Origin of the sequence: Comamonas sp. Z3 (genome assembly GCF_008121565.1) — a bacterium.
Lineage (GTDB): Bacteria > Pseudomonadota > Gammaproteobacteria > Burkholderiales > Burkholderiaceae_C > Comamonas > Comamonas brasiliensis.
Genome location: NZ_VOQU01000008.1, coordinates 1 through 18,812, shown reverse-complemented (window position 1 = coordinate 18,812; position 18,812 = coordinate 1). Strand labels below are relative to the sequence as shown.

The 18,812-nt window shown below is 62.2% G+C and carries 17 protein-coding genes and 1 pseudogene; 7 read left to right on the top strand and 11 right to left on the bottom strand.

Annotated elements, in window-relative coordinates; genetic code table 11:
- Positions 1 to 17: 17 nt before the first annotated feature.
- Complete coding sequence (locus FSY59_RS21815) at positions 18 to 1,190, bottom strand: acyltransferase (RefSeq protein WP_050873863.1); 1,173 nt, start codon at positions 1,188 to 1,190, stop codon at positions 18 to 20.
- Between the two features lie 249 nt (positions 1,191 to 1,439).
- Between FSY59_RS21815 and FSY59_RS21810 the strand changes: the two genes are divergently transcribed.
- Positions 1,440 to 2,024, top strand: coding sequence for a GbsR/MarR family transcriptional regulator (locus FSY59_RS21810; protein ID WP_003053080.1), 585 nt, complete (start codon positions 1,440 to 1,442; stop codon positions 2,022 to 2,024).
- Positions 2,025 to 2,034: 10 nt separating this feature from the next.
- On the opposite strand, the gene FSY59_RS21805 is transcribed toward FSY59_RS21810, so the two are convergent.
- Positions 2,035 to 3,108: a LacI family DNA-binding transcriptional regulator gene (locus FSY59_RS21805; RefSeq protein ID WP_043374215.1), complete on the bottom strand. Its 1,074-nt coding sequence runs from the start codon at positions 3,106 to 3,108 to the stop codon at positions 2,035 to 2,037.
- Between the two features lie 182 nt (positions 3,109 to 3,290).
- On the opposite strand from FSY59_RS21805, the gene FSY59_RS21800 reads away from it, so the two are divergent.
- From FSY59_RS21800 to eda, 6 genes are all read left to right on the top strand, one after another.
- A complete protein-coding gene (locus FSY59_RS21800; protein WP_003053074.1) occupies positions 3,291 to 3,827 on the top strand; it encodes a gluconokinase in 537 nt (178 codons plus the stop codon).
- A 19-nt stretch (positions 3,828 to 3,846) separates the two neighbouring features.
- Positions 3,847 to 4,353 carry a TRAP transporter small permease gene (locus tag FSY59_RS21795; protein WP_050873841.1) on the top strand — a complete coding sequence of 169 codons (507 nt, stop codon included), beginning with the start codon at positions 3,847 to 3,849 and terminating at the stop codon, positions 4,351 to 4,353.
- 6 nt (positions 4,354 to 4,359) lie between these two features.
- Positions 4,360 to 5,640 (top strand): TRAP transporter large permease, encoded by a 1,281-nt coding sequence (locus tag FSY59_RS21790; RefSeq protein WP_019043868.1) that lies wholly within the window; start codon positions 4,360 to 4,362, stop codon positions 5,638 to 5,640.
- A gap of 124 nt (positions 5,641 to 5,764) precedes the next feature.
- Positions 5,765 to 6,772, top strand: coding sequence for a TRAP transporter substrate-binding protein (locus tag FSY59_RS21785; RefSeq protein WP_148729674.1), 1,008 nt, complete (start codon positions 5,765 to 5,767; stop codon positions 6,770 to 6,772).
- A gap of 101 nt (positions 6,773 to 6,873) precedes the next feature.
- Positions 6,874 to 8,721, top strand: a complete 1,848-nt coding sequence (gene edd, locus FSY59_RS21780) for a phosphogluconate dehydratase (protein ID WP_019043870.1) — start codon at positions 6,874 to 6,876, stop codon at positions 8,719 to 8,721.
- Positions 8,706 to 9,353, top strand: a complete 648-nt coding sequence (gene eda / locus FSY59_RS21775) for a bifunctional 4-hydroxy-2-oxoglutarate aldolase/2-dehydro-3-deoxy-phosphogluconate aldolase (protein WP_019043871.1) — start codon at positions 8,706 to 8,708, stop codon at positions 9,351 to 9,353. Before edd ends, eda begins: the two co-directional genes overlap by 16 nt.
- A 72-nt stretch (positions 9,354 to 9,425) precedes the next feature.
- On the opposite strand, the gene cydX is transcribed toward eda, so the two are convergent.
- From cydX to FSY59_RS21735, 9 genes and pseudogenes are all read right to left on the bottom strand, one after another.
- On the bottom strand, positions 9,426 to 9,566 hold the full coding sequence (gene cydX, locus FSY59_RS21770; protein ID WP_019043872.1) for a cytochrome bd-I oxidase subunit CydX: 141 nt from the start codon (positions 9,564 to 9,566) through the stop codon (positions 9,426 to 9,428).
- A 95-nt stretch (positions 9,567 to 9,661) separates the two neighbouring features.
- Positions 9,662 to 10,816, bottom strand: coding sequence for a cytochrome d ubiquinol oxidase subunit II (cydB, locus tag FSY59_RS21765; RefSeq protein WP_019043873.1), 1,155 nt, complete (start codon positions 10,814 to 10,816; stop codon positions 9,662 to 9,664).
- A gap of 13 nt (positions 10,817 to 10,829) precedes the next feature.
- Positions 10,830 to 12,419 (bottom strand): cytochrome ubiquinol oxidase subunit I, encoded by a 1,590-nt coding sequence (locus tag FSY59_RS21760; RefSeq protein ID WP_019043874.1) that lies wholly within the window; start codon positions 12,417 to 12,419, stop codon positions 10,830 to 10,832.
- Positions 12,420 to 12,450: 31 nt separating this feature from the next.
- Positions 12,451 to 14,175 carry an amino acid ABC transporter ATP-binding/permease protein gene (locus FSY59_RS21755; RefSeq protein WP_148729673.1) on the bottom strand — a complete coding sequence of 575 codons (1,725 nt, stop codon included), beginning with the start codon at positions 14,173 to 14,175 and terminating at the stop codon, positions 12,451 to 12,453.
- On the bottom strand, positions 14,172 to 15,902 hold the full coding sequence (gene cydD / locus FSY59_RS21750) for a thiol reductant ABC exporter subunit CydD (RefSeq protein WP_187427959.1): 1,731 nt from the start codon (positions 15,900 to 15,902) through the stop codon (positions 14,172 to 14,174). Before cydD ends, FSY59_RS21755 begins: the two co-directional genes overlap by 4 nt.
- Before the next feature lie 242 nt (positions 15,903 to 16,144).
- Positions 16,145 to 17,101 (bottom strand): nitronate monooxygenase family protein, encoded by a 957-nt coding sequence (locus FSY59_RS21745; protein WP_019043877.1) that lies wholly within the window; start codon positions 17,099 to 17,101, stop codon positions 16,145 to 16,147.
- A gap of 73 nt (positions 17,102 to 17,174) precedes the next feature.
- Positions 17,175 to 17,303 (bottom strand): hypothetical protein, encoded by a 129-nt coding sequence (locus tag FSY59_RS27765; RefSeq protein WP_255439650.1) that lies wholly within the window; start codon positions 17,301 to 17,303, stop codon positions 17,175 to 17,177.
- Positions 17,304 to 17,382: 79 nt separating this feature from the next.
- Positions 17,383 to 18,513, bottom strand: coding sequence for an ABC transporter substrate-binding protein (locus FSY59_RS21740; protein WP_148729672.1), 1,131 nt, complete (start codon positions 18,511 to 18,513; stop codon positions 17,383 to 17,385).
- A 139-nt stretch (positions 18,514 to 18,652) separates the two neighbouring features.
- Positions 18,653 to 18,812, bottom strand: a pseudogene (locus tag FSY59_RS21735) (electron transfer flavoprotein subunit alpha/FixB family protein); the annotation flags it as partial.

Sequence of the window (18,812 nt, the reverse complement as noted above, 5' to 3'; positions counted from 1 at the left end):
TGTTGCCGGGCACCGACTCAGCGCAAGCCTGCCACCATGGTGGTCAGCAGACCTGCCCCGATGAGGCCAGCCTGCCAGCGCAAAGCCTGACTCCAGGAGGAGACATGGCGCTCCACCAGTTGATACAGGGCATAGCCAGCGGTCAGCGACAGCACGAAGGCCAAGGGGATGCCCACCAAAGCAGCAGTGACCGAGCCATGCCAGAAATGGTTGACCACCGCATTGACCAGCAGGCAGATCGAAAAGTGAATCAGGAACACCGAGTAGGAGATCTCTCCCAGGCGACGCAGTGGAGCCAGGCCCTGCCAGCGGCCAATGGCCTCGGTACGCATGCAGACGATGAGCAGCATCGCGGTCACTCCGGCGAGAAAAATGCGGTCGCGCCACTCATAGACCAGCGCGCCGATGATCAGTGCAGCGATCAGCATGCCCCAGCTCCAGGCCGCCAGGCGCTTGTCTGCCGCCACTGCCCAGAAGGCCATCATGCCGACGCCATAGGCACCCATGAAATAAATCGCCCAGACATCAAGCTCTGCATCAAGGTTGAAGCTCAGCAGCGAGGCCGCTGTCCCCAGAACCACCAGTGCCTGCATGCCGCTCACAGCCCAGGGCCACCAGCGCTTCATGGCCGCGTCGCCCCAGCGCGCTACCGCCCATTGCTGCAGCCAGCGCACACCGGCCAACAGCAGCACGGTGCCCGCAAACAGCTGAAAGTCTATGGACACATACCAGACGCCAGCCGACAGCGACTCTTCGCCCACGATGCCTTGCAACAGCAAGGCATGGGCCATGAGCTGCCATAGATCGGGGTCGGCGGACACGGACTCGTGATCGAACCACGGGCGAATCGCGGCAGACACCACAATCGTCACCACCAGCGCCACGGCATAAGGCACGACCAGGCGTACAAAGCGCTTGCCGATCTTGGACCATGGCGAGTCAAAACGCGCCAGACCTTGCGGGGCCAGACTGGCAGCAGCCAGAAAACCACCGATCACCAGGAAGATCTGCACGGCCATGCGAGCGTACTCATAGAGCCAGTCCAGCAGATCAGGCATGACGGGATGAGCCACATCGGACATGGGACCGTAAAACGCCAGGTGATGCCAGACGATGGCTGCGCAAGCCAGGCCTTTGGTGCAGTCGATCAGCGCGCTGCGGGAATGAGAGGAAATAGAACTTTGAGCCATCTGATCACGGCCGCTCGCAGCCCATGGGCTGCCCAGCGGCAGGGTGAGTTTGCCCGGCAACAGGCAACGTAAAAAAACCGACTTAAAACAGGATGGCGATTTTGCGCTCATTCCCAACAATTTGCTGACAGCATTGCAAGTTTTACGAAACATATCTGCGCGAACCTCTGGCAGCCATGCCTGAAAACCGGGGCCATTGCAGTCCGGCTTGATTCCTCTGCCCCACTGAGAACCCCGGGCAAAGGCACAATGGAGGCCATGACGCAAGCCAAACCACTGTCGGAGCTGAGCCGACAATTTGTTTCGCATTTCGGCGAGATGGGCAGCCGCTGGGGCATCAATCGCACCGTGGGGCAGATCTACGCCCTGCTGTTCATTTCGCCCGAACCGCTGAACGCAGACCAGATTGCCGACACGCTGGAGTTCTCACGTTCCAATGTGAGCATGGGACTCAAGGAGCTGCAGGCCTGGCGGCTGGTTCAGCTGCGCCACCAGCCCGGCGACCGGCGCGAATACTTCCAGGCGCCCGAGGATGTCTGGGAAATCTTCAAGCGACTGGCCGAAGAGCGACGCCGCCGCGAGATCGAGCCCACGCAATCCATGCTGCGAGCAGCCATGATGGAGGAAGCCAGCACCGACGAAGAGCGCTACGCCCAGCAGCGCATGCGCGACATGCACGAACTCATCGACAAGCTGATGAGCTGGTTTGATGATGTACAGCGTCTGTCCCCCGAGACCGCCATGCAGCTCATGGGCATGGGCTCGGCCGTGACGCGACTGCTGGACCTGAAGGACAAGATTACAGGGCGAGGCAAGTCGGGCTCGGAGGCCTGACGCCGACGACTCAGGTGCTGGCCCTGGGCACCAGCCTGAAGCCCAGATCGACACTGGCTTGCCTGACGCTATCGCCAGCCAGCAATTGCAGCAGCATGCCGGCAGCTTTGCTGCCCACTTCATCCCTCGGTGTATGGATGGTGGTCAAGGGCGGCACCATCTGATCACTGCCTGGAAGGTCGTTGAACCCTGCGATCGCCACCTGCTGCGGCACTTTGACTCCCATGCGGTTGGCCTCCAGCAATGCACCTTGTGCAATGTCGTCATTGCAGAAAAAGATGGCATCAACCGTGGTCTTGGCTTTGAGCAGCGTCTCAAACTGCCTTGCACCCAGCGCCAGCGATGAGCGCTCGGGATTGAGAATCTCCAGGCTCTGGTCATACAGGCCGGCCTGTTTGAGCACCTGCCGATAACCTTCCAGGCGCTGCATGACACGTGCGTCGAGCTGGGCTCCGCAAAATGCGATGCGCCGGTATCCCTTGTCCAGCAAATGGCGGGTCATTTCGGCACCCGCAGCAATCTGCGAGAAGCCCACGCTGTAGCAATCGGGGCCGCTACCAGGTGCGCGCAACTCCATGAGATGCACGCGCGGCACGGGATTGGCGGCCAGCAGTTTCCGCGACTCTTCACTATGGTCGAACCCGGTCAGCAGCAGACCGGCAGGCCGCATGGGCAGATAGGCCCGCAACAACTGCTCTTCTTCCGCCGGGTCGTAGTGAGTCACGCCGATCAGCATGTGATAGCCCTGGGCAAACAATACCTTGTGCACCGCCTCCAGGACCTCCACGAACAAGGTGTTGGAGAGCATGGGCACGAGCACCAGCACCTGGGTGCTTTTTTGCGAGGCCAGCGCGCGGGCTGCCAGATCGGGCACATAGCCCAGAGAAGCCGCAACCTCGCGCACTTTGTCGACCAGGGCCGGAGCTACTCTGCGCTCTCCGCGCAAGGCTCTGGAGACCGTCATCGGGCTCACGCCCGCAGCCTGTGCCACATCGCTGAGGGTGACACGCCCGCTGGCGCGAGATCGCCTTGAAGAAGCACTGTCTGCCGGGGTTTCGCTCTTGGTACGGGTCTCAGTAGGCAAGGGAATCTCCTAATCAGATGCCTGAGGTTTTTTGATTATGATAGCGCTATCCGGACTTGAAATGAAGTCTGTACAAGCAGCTTGATGAAAGCACTGACTTGCCTTCGACCGAGGTCTGAAGCCCATCTCAGAAAGCAGCAGGCTGCTCATTTTTTAACCAAATCGGATAGCGCTATCCAAAAATGATTCAAAGCAAGATCCAGCCTCCTGGCACCATGTCGGCACTCGTCGTCATGGGAGTTTCCGGCTGCGGCAAATCAAGCGCAGGAGAAGCCATCGCCCGGCAGCTGGGGTGGACCCTGGTGGAAGGAGACAGCTACCACTCCCCCCAGAGCGTGGCCAAGATGCAGGCCGGCATTGCCCTGACGGATGGCGACCGCGAAGGCTGGCTCGAACGCCTGGCGCAGCGACTGGCTCAGGCAGATGCCGAACACGGCCTGGTGCTGACCTGCTCGGCGCTCAAGCGCAAGTACCGCGACCAGTTGCGCAGCGCCCAGCAGCTGGGCTTTGTATTTCTCGACCTCGACTACGCCACGGCCCTGGAACGCGTCCAGACCCGACCCGGGCATTTCTTCTCGCCCGACCTGGTGGCCAATCAGTTCACGACACTGGAAGACCCGCGTCAGGAGCCCGATGTCCTGACCGTCAGCGCCACCATGGACCTCAACGATATCGCGCTCGCGGCCCGGCAATGGGCAAGGCGCGAATCCCAAGCATAAAAACAGCAGGAGACAGCCAATGTCTGAAGATCGCAAAGAGGCACAGGGCCGCAAGCCATGGCTCAAGCGCCTGGCCGAAGGCCTGATGGTGCTGGCTCTGGCCGGCATGGTGATTGCCGTTTTCGTCAACGTGGTGCTGCGCTACGTTTTCCACACCAGCATCGTCTCCTATGAGGAGATCTCGCGCCTGCTGTTTGTGTGGCTGGTGGCCATCGGCGCCATCGTGGCTGCTTTTGAAGGCGCCCACCTGGGCTTCGACATGGTGACATCGCGGGTCGGCCCGGCCACCCGCAAAGTCCTGTTCTGGGTCTCGCAGCTGCTGATCGGCACCTGCATGGCCTTGCTGCTGTGGGGCTCCTGGGAGCAGGTCGTTGCCGGCTGGAGCAGCTACAGCACGGTGCTGGGCTATCCCCTGGCCCTGGGCGCAGCGGCGACGCTGGTGCTGGCCATAGGCATGTTGCTGGTGGTGGTGCGCGACATGTTGCGCGGCACCCCGACCGAGTCTTCTGAAACCAGCGTGGAGTAAGGCGCCATGATCGTCACCCTGATTTTTCTCGCCGTGCTGATCGGCGGCATGGTGATCGGCATGCCGATTGCCCATGCACTGATACTCACCGGCGTCGCCCTGATGTGGCACCTGGACTTTTTCGACACCCAGCTGCTCGCCCAGAATCTGCAGGCCGGGTTCGACAATTTCCCGCTGCTGGCCGTGCCCTTCTTCATCCTCGCGGGTGAGCTGATGAATGCCGGCGGCCTGTCGCGCCGCATCATCGATCTGGCCCGCGCCTTTGTCGGCCATATTCCGGGCGGCCTGGGTTATGTGGCCATCGGTGCAGCCGTGCTGCTGGCCTCGATGAGCGGATCGGCCATTGCCGACACTGCCGCGCTGGCCACCATCCTGCTGCCGATGATGCGCGACCAGAAGTATCCCGACAGCTACAGCGCCGGCCTGCTGGCTTCGGGCGGCATCATCGCCCCCATCATTCCGCCTTCGATGCCGTTCGTGATCTACGGCGTCACCACCAACACCTCCATCAGCAAGCTGTTTCTCTCGGGCGTCGTGCCCGGCTTGTTCATGGGCAGCTTTCTGATTGCCGCCTGGTGGTTCATCGCGCGCAAATACCAGCTGACCTCGGGTGAGCGCGTGAGCTGGGGCCAGCGCCTCAAGGCTCTGGCCAAGAGCTTCTGGGCCATGATGATGCCGGTCATCATCCTGGGCGGCCTCAAGGGTGGCGTGTTCACGCCGACCGAAGCCGCCGTGGTGGCCGCGGTCTACGCGCTGTTTGTCTCCATGGTGGTCTACAGGGAGATGAGCTGGACCCGGCTCTACGAGGTCTTCCTGGGCGCCTCCAAGACCACCGCCGTGGTGATGTTCCTCTGCGGCGCAGCCACCGTGACCGCCTACATGATCACGCTCGCCGACCTGCCCAATATGCTGGCCGACAGCTTCTCGGGCCTGTTGGATCAGCCCCTGCTCTTCATGGCCGTGATGATGCTCTTCCTGCTCGTGGTCGGTACCGCCATGGATCTGACCCCCACCATCCTGATCTTCGGTCCGGTCTGCGCACCGCTGGCCGTCAAGGCTGGCATCGATCCGGTGTACTTCGGCTTCATGTTCATCTATGTGGGCTGTATCGGTCTGATCACCCCTCCGGTGGGAACGGTGCAGAACGTGGTGGCCGGCGTGGGCAGACTGCGCATGGAGACCGTGATCAAGGGCACCAATCCCTTCCTGATGGTCTATGTGCTGCTGGCCACCCTGTTCGTGCTCTTCCCGCAGCTGGTGACCGCTCCGCTCAAATGGCTGCATTGAGGGCCAGGCCATGACGACCTCGAAAACTCTCAGATCAATAGCTGTCAACGCTTACCACGTAAGCGCTAAAGGCCAATTTCACTTCAACCAAAGGGCCCAGGCCCAAACAAGCAAGGAGACGGGTATGCGTATCAAATTTGCAGTCGCAGGACTCACGGCAATGCTGCTGGCCGTCGGCGCCGTTCAGGCGCAGGACTTCAAACCCCGCCTGGTGCGGTTCGGCTACGGCCTGGTGGAAGACTCCAACCAGGGTCGTGCGGTTCGCATGTTCGCCAAGGAAGTGGAAAAGGCCAGCGGCGGCAAGATGAAGGTCCGCGCCATCGGCAACGCTTCCCTGGGCTCGGACACCCAGATGCAGCAGGCCCTGATCGGCGGCGCCCAGGAAATGATGGTCGGCTCCACCGCCACGCTGGTGGGCCTGTCGCCCGAAATGGCGATCTGGGACACCCCTTTTCTGTTTGCCAACACCAAGGAGGCCGATGCCGTGCTGGACGGCCCCGTGGGAGAGAAGGTCAAGGCCACTCTGGAGCCCAAGGGCATGGTGGGTCTGGTCTATTGGGAAAACGGCTTTCGCAATCTGACCAACAACAAGCGCCCCATCACCAAGCTGGAAGATCTGCAGGATGTGAAGCTGCGCGTGATGCAGAACAACGTCTTCCTGGACAGCTTCAAGACACTGGGCGCCAATGCCGTTCCCCTGCCCTTCTCCGAGCTGTTCACGGCGCTGGAAACCAAGGCCGTGGACGGTCAGGAAAACCCCTTCAACACGGTGCTGTCCAGCAAGTTCTATGAAGTGCAGAAGTATCTGACCGTCTCCAACCATGTCTACAGCCCCTGGATCGTGACGGTCAGCAAGAAGTGGTGGGACACGCTGAGCCCTGCCGAGAAGAAGGTGCTGCAGGACGCGGCGATCAAGAGCCGAGAATTCGAGCGCAAGGACACGCGCGAAGAAGCCGCCAAGGCTTTGGCCGAGATCAAGACCAAAGGCATGCAGGTCAACGAACTGCCGGCCGCCGAAGCAAGCCGCATGCGCGACAAGCTCGGCGCCGTCAATGCCGGCATTGCCAAATCCGTGGGTCAAGGCACCTGGGATTCTGTGCAGACCGCCGTCAAGCAAGCTCGCGCCAAATAAGCGCACAACCATGGAGCCATGCCCCCGGGGCATGGCTCTCACTCATTCCAAGACAATGCCTGCGCCCGAAGCACAGGCATTGCTGCCCAAGGACTTTCATCATGGCACTTCACCCCGTTCTGGACCAGGTGACGCGGCGCATCCAGGAGCGCAGCCGCGCCAGCCGCTCCGACTATCTGGCACAGGTCGATGCCATGGCCGCGCGCCCTCCACAAGTACGCACCATGGGCTGCGCCAATGTGGCCCATGCCTTTGCGGCTCTGCCCGGCACGGACAAGATTCGCATAGTCGAGGAAAAAGGCCCCAATGTCGGCATTGTCACGGCCTATAACGATGTGCTCTCCGCCCATGCGCCGTTTGCGCACTACCCCGATATTCTGAAAGACGAGGCCAGACGCAACGGCGCCACGGCCCAGGTCGCCGGCGGTGTGCCCGCCATGTGCGACGGCGTGACCCAGGGCATGCCGGGCATGGAGCTGAGCCTGTTCAGCCGCGACACGATTGCCATGTCCACCGCCGTGGCTCTCACGCATGACACTTTCGATGCGGCCCTGATGCTGGGTGTCTGCGACAAGATCGTTCCCGGCCTGCTCATCGGCGCCCTGCACTTCGGCCACCTGCCCATGGTGTTCGTGCCTGCTGGCCCCATGACTTCGGGCCTGTCCAACAGCGACAAGGCCAAGGTGCGCGAGCAGGCGGCGCAGGGCCTGGTCGGCCGGCAGGAGCTGCTGGCGGCAGAAAACGCGGCCTACCATGACCAGGGCACCTGCACCTTCTACGGAACGGCCAACAGCAATCAGATGCTGCTCGAAGCCATGGGCCTGCATGTTCCCGGCACAGCCTTCATCAACCCCGCCGACGCGGAGCGTGAACTGCTCACGCGCGAAGCCATGCGTACCGTGCTTTCCATCACCCGGGGCCGGCGCTTTGCCCCCATCGGGCATGTCGTGGACGAGCGCTGCATCGTCAACGCCATGGTGGCCCTGCTGGCCACAGGCGGCTCCACCAATCACCTGATCCACTGGGTCGCCGTGGCTCGTGCCGCCGGCATCGTCATCGACTGGGATGATTTCGAGCAGCTGTCCGCAGTGGTTCCCCTGCTGGCCCGCGTCTACCCCAATGGCAGCGCCGATGTGAATCAGTTCCAGGCCGCAGGCGGCCCCGGCTACGTGATCGCCCAGCTGCTGCAGGCCGGACTCATGCATGGCGATGTGCTTACGGTTAGACCCGAGGGGCTGGCTGCCTTTGGGCGCATCCCCCATGTCGAAAACCATCAGCTGCAATGGCAGGATGCGGGCATCTCCGGCGATGACACTGTTCTGCGCCCTGCCAGCCGCCCCTTCAGCCCTACGGGCGGCTTGAAGCTGCTCAAAGGCAATCTGGGCCGCAGTGTCATCAAGATCAGCGCCGTACCCGAAGATCGCCACGCACTGCGGGCACCGGCATGGGTCTTTGATTCCCAGGATGAATTGCAGGCGGCCTTCAGATCCGGTGCGCTGGAGCAAGCCTGCCAGACCAATGGCTTCAATGGCGTCGTCTGCGTAGTGCGCTGGCAGGGTCCGCAGGCCAATGGCATGCCCGAGCTGCACAAGCTCACCCCTCCGCTGGCCGTTCTGCAGGGCAGGGGCTATGCCGTGGCCCTGGTCACCGACGGCCGCATGAGCGGTGCATCGGGCAAGGTTCCGGCCGCCATCCATGTCAGTCCCGAAGCACTGGCAGGCGGCCCGCTGGCCAAGGTGCAAAGCGGCGACATCATCGTGCTCGATGCCCCCGCAGGTCTGCTGCAGGCCGAACTGACAGATGCCGAATGGCAGGCCAGGCCGCTGGCCACCATGCCCATCGAGCTGGAGCACTCCAACCACCGCGGCATGGGCCGTGAACTGTTTGCCGGTTTCCGGCGCAATGCGCTGAGCGCAGAAGAAGGAGCTTGCACATGGCTGCTCAAATGACCGCCCTGTCCATCATGCAGGATGCCCCGGTGATTCCGGTCATCGTGCTGCACAGCACGGAACATGCAGTACCCATGGCCGAAGCATTGCTGGCCGGGGGCATCAGGGTTCTGGAGGTCACACTGCGCACGCCTCAGGGCCTGGCCTGCATAGAGGCCATCGCCAAACAGCTTCCCGAGGCCATCGTCGGTGCGGGCACCGTGCGCAATGCGGCCGATGCCGCGGCGGCAGCTCGGGCCGGCGCAAGGTTTGCTGTCAGCCCCGGCTACACCAGCAAGCTGGGCCAGGCCTGCCGCGATCTGGACCTGCCGCTGCTGCCCGGCGTCGCAACCAGCAGCGAAATCATGATGGCTCAGGAAGATGGCTTTACCGAGCTCAAGTTTTTCCCCGCCGTGCAGTCGGGCGGCATCCAGATGCTGAAGGCCTGGCAAGGTCCGTTCGGGGAGCTGCGTTTCTGCCCCACGGGTGGCATCTCGCCTGCGAACGCGGCGGAGTTTCTCGCGCTGTCCAATGTGGTCTGCGTGGGCGGTTCCTGGCTGGTCCCCGCCAGTGCCGTGGAGAGTGGTAACTGGTCGCTCATCACCGAGCTGGCTCAGGCCACGCAGGCATTGAGAAGCTCCCGCACGGCCTGAGCAGGCCAACGCCTGATCCATGAAAAAGCCCGGTCAGCTCAAGCCGACCGGGCTTTTCCACGTCTTCGCGACTCAGGCGTCCGGCAGCGAATTGGTTCGCTCCAGAAGCTTGCGACGAGTTGCCTCGTCATCCATCAACTCAAACCAGATCGCATTGAGCACGGCAAAGGCTGCGGCAAGCGGCAGACCCAGCAACCAGGAGAAATACCACATAAATTTCCTTTCATTCAGCCCATCCATGGGATGAGCCCACCAGTTTTAGACTGCCCACGCAGGTCGCAGCACAGCGTCCCGGGGGGCACCCCGTCTCAATACGAATGGCCCTGGCCGGTCACGATGGCCTTCACGTCCACCTTGCCGCGCAGCACCGAGTACACCCAACTGGTATAGGCCAGGATCAAGGGCAGGAAGATCAGCACGCAGACCAGCATGATGAACAGCACCACATGGCTGGAGGAGGAGTCCCAGACCGTCAGGCTGAAGCGTGGATCGATGCTGGAGGGCAGGATCATGGGGAACATGGCTGCGCCCACGGTCAGGATGATGCCCGCGATCGCCAGGCCGCTGGCCAGCAGCGCCAGCCATTCGCGACGGCTGCGCAGGCCGATGGCCACGATCAGCGGCATGAGCAAGCCGATACCGGGCACCAGCCAGAGCCAGGGATAGGACTTGAAGTTGGCCATCCATGCACCGGCAGCCACGGCTGCGGTCTTGTTCAAGGGGTTGGAGGGACCGACGGGGTTGATCTCGCTGGTAATCACATAGCCGTTGATGCCCGTAGCCAGCCAGAGGCCGGCGGCCGCAAACAGCAAGGTGGTCAGCACGGCAAACAGGCTGCCATAGCGGGCCGCGCGGCTCGCGACTTCGCCATCGGTCTTGAACATCAGCCAGGCCGCACCATGCATGAGCAGCATGGACAGCGAGACCAGGCCGCAGAGCAGGGCAAAAGGCGTCAGCAGGCCGAAGAAGCTGCCGTCGTAGTAAATGCGCATATCGTCGCCCAGACGAAATGGCACGCCGAGAATCACATTGCCCACGGCCACGCCGAACAGCAGTGCAGGCACCAGACCCGTAATGCACAGTACCCAGTCCCAGCGGTTGCGCCAGGAAGCATCTTCATGTTTGCTGCGAAACTTGAATGCCACGGGACGCAGGATCAACGGCACCAGCACGGCAAACATGGCCAGGTAAAAGCCCGAGAAGGACACGGCGTAAAGCTGGGGCCAGGCCGCAAAGATGGCGCCACCTCCCAGAATCAGCCACACCTGATTGCCTTCCCATACAGGGCCGACGGAGTTGATGGCCGTGCGGCGCTCGACATCGGTCTTGGCCGTGGCCCGCAACAGGCCCATGGCGCCGAGGTCAAAGCCGTCGGTGACGGCAAAGCCCACCAGCAGCACGCCGAGCAGCAGCCACCAGATGAGGCGCAGCACGTCATATGAAATCAGTTCATGCAAGATCATTTGGTTGCTCCTCTCAGCTTTGGCCGCGTGCCAGCTTCTTGATCATGGGTTCGTAGAGGCTAAGGTGAGGTTCGCTCTCATGCTCGGGGCCCTTCTTGATGGCCTTGACCATCAGCTTGAGCTCGATCACCAGCAGTACGGTATAGATCAGCACGAAGCCGGCAATGGTCAGCAACAGCGTCTTCGCACCCAGATTGGAAACCGCCATGGCTGTGGGCAGCACACCTTCGATGATCCAGGGCTGACGACCCAGCTCGGCAACCACCCAGCCGCATTCAGCGGCAATCCAGGGCAGCGGAATCGAGAACACGGCGACCTTGAGCAGCCAGGGGTAGGCATCAAGCTTGTGGCGGGCAGCCAGCCAGAAGAAGGTGCCGGTCAGCACGATGAAGAACATGCCCAGGGCCACCATGATGCGGAAGGTCCAGAACAGCGGCCCTACCGGCGGCACGGTATCCATTGCCGCCTGGTGGATCTGCGCTTCGGTGGCCTTGCGGGGATCATCCACGTAGCGCATCAGCAGCAGGGCGTAGCCCAGATTGGCACCATTGTTCTCAAACCGCAGGCGTGCCTCGGCAGGAATCTCGGCATCGGTCTTGGCCTTGCGAATGGTCTGCAACGCGTCGTAGGCGTCGATACCGTTGCGGATATTGCCCTCGGCGCTCTTGACCAATTCGTTGATGCCGGGAATCGGGGTATCCAGCGAACGCGTGCCGATCAGGCCCATGACCCATGGGATGTGCACGGCAAAGTGGGTCTCGCGTGCCTCGCTGTCTGGGAAGCCAAAGGCCGTGAAGGAAGCCGGTGCGGGCTCGGTCTCCCACATGGCTTCAATCGACGCCAGCTTCATCTTCTGGTGTTCTGAGGACAGATAGCCGGACTCGTCGCCCAGCACCACCACCGACAGCGAAGCGGCCAGACCAAAGGATGCGGCCACCGTCATCGAGCGCTTGGCCAGATGGATGTGACGGCCCTTGAGCAAATACCAGGCCGAAATGCCCAGCACGAACAGCGAGGCCATGACGTAGCCCGCCGACACCGTGTGCACGAACTTGGCCTGCGCCACGGGATTGGTGAGCACGGCAAAGAAGTCATTCACTTCCATGCGCATGGTCTGAGGGTTGAAGCTCGCCCCCACGGGGTTCTGCATCCAACCATTGGCCACCAGAATCCACAGCGCCGAGAAGTTGGTGCCTATGGCCATCAGGCAGGTGACGATCAGGTGCTTGACCTTGGAGAGACGATCCCAGCCAAAGAAGAACAGGCCGACAAAGGTCGCTTCCAGGAAGAAGGCCATCAAACCCTCGATCGCCAGCGGCGCACCAAAGATGTCGCCCACATAGTGGCTGTAGTAGCTCCAGTTCATGCCGAACTGAAACTCCATCACCACGCCGGTGGCCACACCCATGGCGAAGTTGATGCCGAACAGCACGCCCCAGAACTTGGTCATGTCGCGCCAGATGGCACGGCCGGTCATCACATACACCGTCTCCATGATGGCGATGAGTATGGACAGGCCCAGTGTCAGCGGCACAAACAGAAAGTGGTAGAGCGCCGTTATCGCAAACTGCAGTCGCGATAAATCGACGATATCGAGGTCCATGGTCAGGTCCTTTCTCTCGGTACTTCAAAAATCAATCGGAAAAACATATGTCCTGCGATGCAACAGCCCCCAAGGCATCGGGTCTCAGCCTCGCCATCAGCTGATCGAACTCGGGTGTGCCGCGCAGGGCCTGCGCTCTCACCTGTCCGGCCTGCAGATACACGATGCGATCAGCAAGGCGCGCCTCGCGCTGCCAATGCGTAGCCAAAATCAGCGTTCGCGCGCCGCACTCGGCAGCCTGTGCCAGGCGCTGCAAAACGTCGGCAGCAGTGACGGCATCCAGTCCCTCGCACACCTCGTCGAGCAGCCAGCAACGGTCGGGGCTCAGCAGCAGCCTGGCCAGTGCCAGCCGGCGCGACTGGCCTCCGGACAGGCCCAGGCCGCCCTCACCCAGCATGGTGTCCAGCCCCTTCGGCAAGGCCATGACGTCGCTTCTGAGGCCCGCAGCCTGCAGGGCGGCCCACAATTGCTCGTCGCCGGCCTTGGCATCGGCAAGCCTCAGGTTGTTGCGCAGACTGTCCTGGAAAAGCTCGGTTCTCTGTGTCATCCAGCTGCAACTGCGGGCCTGAACCACGCCCTCGTCCGGCTGCTGCTCACCCGCCATCAAATGCAGCAAACTGGTCTTGCCTGCACCACTGCTGCCAATCAGTGCCACGTGCTCGCCCTGGCGTACGTTCAGATCGACAGGGCCCAATTGACGAAGCCGGACAGACTGCAGGCTGACGGCCATCGTCTGCATGGGCTGCGGCAGGCTCTCTGCCGCTTCGGCCTCCACCATCAGCGCGGGAGCCAGCCTGCGCAGCGCCAGCCAGGTACGCCCGGCCTGCTCAGCCCCTCTGCGCAGGGCGGCAAACGGCTCAAGGGCAGATAGTGCCAGCAAAATACCCAGCGCAGCAACCGCAGCGTTGATACGGCCCTGCTCCATCAGCCAGGCCATCAGCATCACGGATGCGCTCAAGGTCATGGCAGACACCACACCATAAGCCTTGGCTGCAGCCGCCTCGGATTGATAAAGCCGCTCATCGGCCCCAGCACAGCGCGCATCGCTGTGCAGCACCTGTTGCAGCTGGGCAGGCAACTGACCAGCCATCAGCAGCTCGGTCTGGCCGGCAACCAGATCCACGGTCTGGGCACGCATGGCCTCCAGTGCCATGGCACGGCGTACGGCGGCCTTGCGGCTACGCAAACCATGCCACAGGGCAATGCCCCAGCCAGTCAGCAGCAGCCACGCCAGCGTCAACAGGCCCAGCCACCAGCGCATGAATCCGTAGGCCAGAGCTGCCAGCAAGGCCGCGCCCAGCGCCGCTACGGCCGGCACCAGCAGGCGTAGATAGAGATTGTCCAGGGCGTCCACGTCGGAGGTCAGGCGCTGCAACAGCCTGACCGGGCGCTGCAGCAGCAGACGGGCGGCCTGTGGGCGAGCCCAGCTCAGAAACAGTCTCTGGCGCAGAGCGGCCAGCACGGCCAGCGTGGCATCGTGGGTCACCAGACGCTCTGCATAGCGGGCGCCGGTGCGGCCCACGGCCAGCAGGCGAATGCCCGCCGACGGCATGAACACATCGAACACCAAAGCGGTGGCCGGCACCAGACCGGCCACCGCCGTGGCCGTGATGAACCAGCCGGACAGGCCCAGCAAGGCCATGCCCATCAGCACCGTGAGCGCTGCCAGCGCGGCGCCGCCCAGCCAGAGCTTGCGCGGCGCCATCCGGCCCAGCAGCTTGAGCATCTCGCGCATTGAAATGGCTCGCGTCTTCATGACTGCGGCTCCTGCGCCCGCCGCAGCAGCGGCAGTTCGATCACGCGATCCATGGCCGCGGCCAGTTGCGCGTCGTGGGTGGCGACCAACATGGTGCGCCCCTTGGCCAGATGGCGCAGGGACTGCGTGATCTGGGCCGCTGTTTCGGGATCCAGATGGGCAGTAGGTTCATCGACCAGCAGCAATCCGGCCTCCGTCTGCGCAGCCATGCGCGCCAGGGCCAGCCTCACCACCTCGCCTCCGGAAAGCCCTGCACCGCCCTCGCCCAGGCTAGCGCCGGGGCGATGCGCCAGGGTCTCGTCGAGTGCCGCCTGCCGCTTGGCTTGGGCAATCTGCTCGGGCCCTACCGAGCTGCGCCCCAGCGCGATATTGCGTGCGACCGAACCGGCAAAGACATGCGGTAGCTGACCCAGCCAGGCCATGCGCCGACGCAGCTGCGTTGCGCTGCTGGCATCGAGCGCTTGCCGATTGAGTTCGATGCTGCCTTGCTGTACCGGCAAAAGGCCGGCAATCTGCGCAAGCAGCACGGACTTGCCACTGCCACTGGGACTCCACAGCGCCACATGTTCGCCAGCCTGTATGTGCAAGGACAGCGGCGCGAGGCTGGAGTCACTGCCCGGTGCCTGAACCTCGAGCCCGCAAACGCTTACGGACACAGGCCGCCCAGGCGATAGCCGTTCATTGGCCGAAGGTGCTTCGGCGGCATGCTGCGCCCCAACAATCCGCACGGACTGGGTCTGCATGCTCTGCAAGGTCTGCAGCGCTGCCTCGCCAGCCGCTCTGTCATGCCAGACGGCCGAGAGATCGCGCAAAGGCTCGAAGAAAGCCGGCGCCAGCAGCAACACGAACATGGCCTGACCCAGACCGAGCTTGTCGCCCCAGGCGCCAAAGTTCAGCGTGCCGAGCAGGTGAAAGCCTATATAGACGGCCACCATGGCCACGCCCAGTGCAGAGAAAAGCTCCAGCACCGCAGAAGACAGAAAGGCAATTCGCAGCACGCGCATGGTGCGAGCGCGCAGACCTTCGGCATGGTCACGCAGTCGCTGGCCTGTCAGATCCACGGCATGCAGAGCGCGCAGCGTGCTCAGACCGCGCAGGCGGTCCAGCAAGAAAGCGTTCATATGGCCCAGTTGCAGCATCTGCTCTTCGCTGGCCGCCTTGGCACGCCAGCCCACTATCGCCATGAAGAGCGGAATCAGCGGCGCGGCCACCATCAGAATCAGGGCCACCACCCAAGACTGCCAGGCCACGGTTGCCAGAATCACCAAAGGCAGCAGACGCACACGCCACATCGCACTCTGATAACGCGCCAGCCAGGGAACAATGGCTTCGGCCTGCTCGACCATGGCGCTGGCAGCCTGACCCGAGGCAGGGCGACTCTTGTCCAGCGGGGATGCCTGGGCCAGCGACTGCAGCACCAGAGCGCGCAGGCTGCTCAGTTGCATGCGCGCGGCACGGTTGGCCAGCAAGCCGCCATGACCTTCTGCCCAGGCACGCAACAGCCCCAGCATGAGCACACCCGCCGCCATGGGCCAGACGGCCGCCACGCCCTGCCCGTTGGCCATGAGCTGCACAGCCCAGGCCAGCAAGGCAGCCTGCGGCAGCCAGATCAGCCCGGCAAACACCTGCCATACCGCGCCCGCACTGGGGCGGCGGATGACGCTCGCCAGTGCGGTACGCGTCGCATCGGTCTGATTGTCGGCTGAGGAAGAAGGTGTTTGCTGCATTTCTTAATTTTCAGTATTTACTGAAATTAACGGAATACTACTCTTCTTTTGACAATCATCATGACTTGATATGCAAAAGCCAATTGCAGGACCAGGCCTACATTGATGTCCATCAACTTCGCGACAATTTATTAAGGGTTGACCCTTGTTTTAGTCGTGCTTGAGCAACATCAAACGAGCAAGTCGCCCATGAAAAACGGCGTCCGAAGACGCCGTTGGCACAGGAGAGTCGCAAACCTGTTTCAGGCTGCCAGCAAGCTGGCCTTGGCTTCGGCATATTCATGCTTGAGGCGGGCCACCAGCTCGGCCGTGGGCTGAACCTTGTCGACGGCGCCGATGCCCTGGCCACAACCCCAGATGTCCTTCCAGGCTTTTTGCGCACCTCCGCCAAAATTCATTTTGCTGGGGTCGGACTCGGGCAGGTTCTCCGGATCCAGACCGGCCGCACGAATCGAGGGTGCCAGATAGTTTCCATGCACGCCGGTGAAGAGATTGCTGTAGACCACATCATCGGAGTTGCCCTCGACAATCGCCTGCTTGTAGGCTTCCACGGCACGCGCCTCGTCGGTGGCGATGAAGGCCGAGCCGATATAGGCAAAGTCCGCACCCATCGCCTGGGCCGCGAGAACCGCTCCCCCCGTGGCAATCGAGCCGGACAAGGCCAGCGGGCCGTCAAACCATTGACGAATTTCCTGCACCAGGGCAAACGGACTCTTCACACCTGCATGGCCGCCTGCGCCGGCTGCCACGGCAATCAGGCCATCGGCACCTTTTTCAATGGCCTTGCGCGCAAACTTGTTGTTGATGATGTCGTGCAGCACCACGCCACCCCAGCTATGCACGGCCTGGTTCACATCCTCACGTGCACCCAGGCTGGTGATGATGATGGGCACTTTGTACTTGGCACAGACCTGCATGTCGTGCTCAAGACGGTCATTGCTCTTGTGCACGATCTGGTTGATGGCGAATGGTGCCGAAGGACGATCGGGATGAGCCTTGTCCCAGGCTGCCAAAGTCTCGGTGATCTCGGCCAGCCAGTCCTCCAGCTGCTCGGCTGGACGGGCGTTGAGCGAAGGCATGGAGCCGACGATGCCGGCCTTGCACTGCTCGATGACAAGCTTGGGATTGCTGATGATGAAAAGCGGCGAGCCGATGACAGGCAAAGCCAGCTTTTTAAGAACGGGTGGTAGCTTGGACATATGTTGTCTCCTTCTTCGTTTTGTATGTAAAAGGGCTGTAGCGCCTGTTCCAGATACGTTGACAGCTCTTATTTCAGAAGCAGTTCGATGAACGATCCACTTTTTGCACCCCTGTGCCGACAGCGGCCTCGTCCGACTGGCCAACGGCCAGTTTCGCCTGCCATTGCGCCACTTCCTGTCCCCTGGGCAACAGCTTCTGCATCTGTTTTGCACGGCGGATCATCGTGATGGAAGTGGCTGCAAAAAAGGCCTGAACGCGAAGCGTGTCAGGCCTTGGTTTCTTACTGCGTCACACGTCCTGCGGCGTTGACGATGGACAGGTCCACATATTTGGAACCCACTTGCCCAGACTTGAAGTTCACCCAGTAGCCGCCCAGGTCAAAAGACTCCAGTCCGCGCAGGGCGGCGCTCATCTTTTCAGGCGTTACCGGCTGGCTGCGACGCATGGCCTCCACGATGACCTTGGCATTCACATAGCCTTCCATCATGGCAAAGCTCACCGGCACGTCCAGCGACTTGCCGGCTGCAATCGTCGCATCGCGGAACTCCTTGTTGAGCTTGCCCGAGACCTTGTAAGGACTGGGCACTACCTGGGCGATCGACAGACCGCTCATGTACTCCACAGGCAGGCGCTTGGCCAACTGCTCGATATCCGCCTCGGCCGTGGCATAGATCTGGGCCGTACCGCCCTCCATGCGATAAGCCTCGACAAAGGCCGCAGTGGCGGGGCTGGAAGCCACCAGCAAAATGGCCTGGGGCGAAGCCTTGGAAGCCTGCAGTTCCTGCACGGCTTTGTCCGAGCCGCTTCGGCTCTTGAGCATGGCCGAGGTCACCAGCTTGGCTCCACTGGGATTCACGGCCTTGGTGACCAGGGCCGTCAGTTCCTGGGCGTCGGGACGCTCCTCAAACACCAGGGCCAGGCGCGTGATGCCGACAGTGGCCAGATGGGTGGAAATCTTTGCAACCTGCTCTACCAATCCTGCCCGCGTGGAGAACATATGCGACGACGCCAGCACACGGGTGTCCGTGCTCTGATAGCCCACCAGCGGAATCTGCGAGCCATCCAGTGACTTGCTCTCCAGCAAGGCCGAAAGATTGCGATTGCCGAAATAGCCGGCCAGCACCACGGGCTTGGACTCGCTCAGCAGCTTGCGGGTCTTTGCCACGGTCTCTTCGGGATGACCCAGATCATCCAGCGAAGCCAGCTCCACAGGCTGGCCCTGCACACCACCAGCCTTGTTGACCTGGTCAAAGTACAGACGCATGCCCTGCGCATAGGCGCGCCCCTGACTGGCTTCAGCCCCCGACATCGGAGCCACCTGCCCCACCGTCCAGGCCTGCGCCGCCAAAACGGCACCCGCACACAACGCGACCAAACCGGCTCGCGCCAACACCCAATGCTTGCGATTCATCAGAGTCTCCCTCTCCATCAATGCAGTGGGTCTGAAACGCCCATGCAGCTGCCGAATTATTGTTGATGTCCTGATCTGTGCGAGCCAGACTCTCATGGAAAAAGAGGGGCTTGAAGCCCCTCTTTTGATGTGCGCCAAATTACAGTGCCTTGACCAATTCGGGCACGGCGGTGAACAGATCGGCTTCCAGCCCGTAATCGGCCACCGAGAAGATCGGTGCCTCGGGGTCCTTGTTGATCGCCACGATCACCTTGGAGTCCTTCATGCCCGCCAGATGCTGGATCGCTCCCGAGATGCCG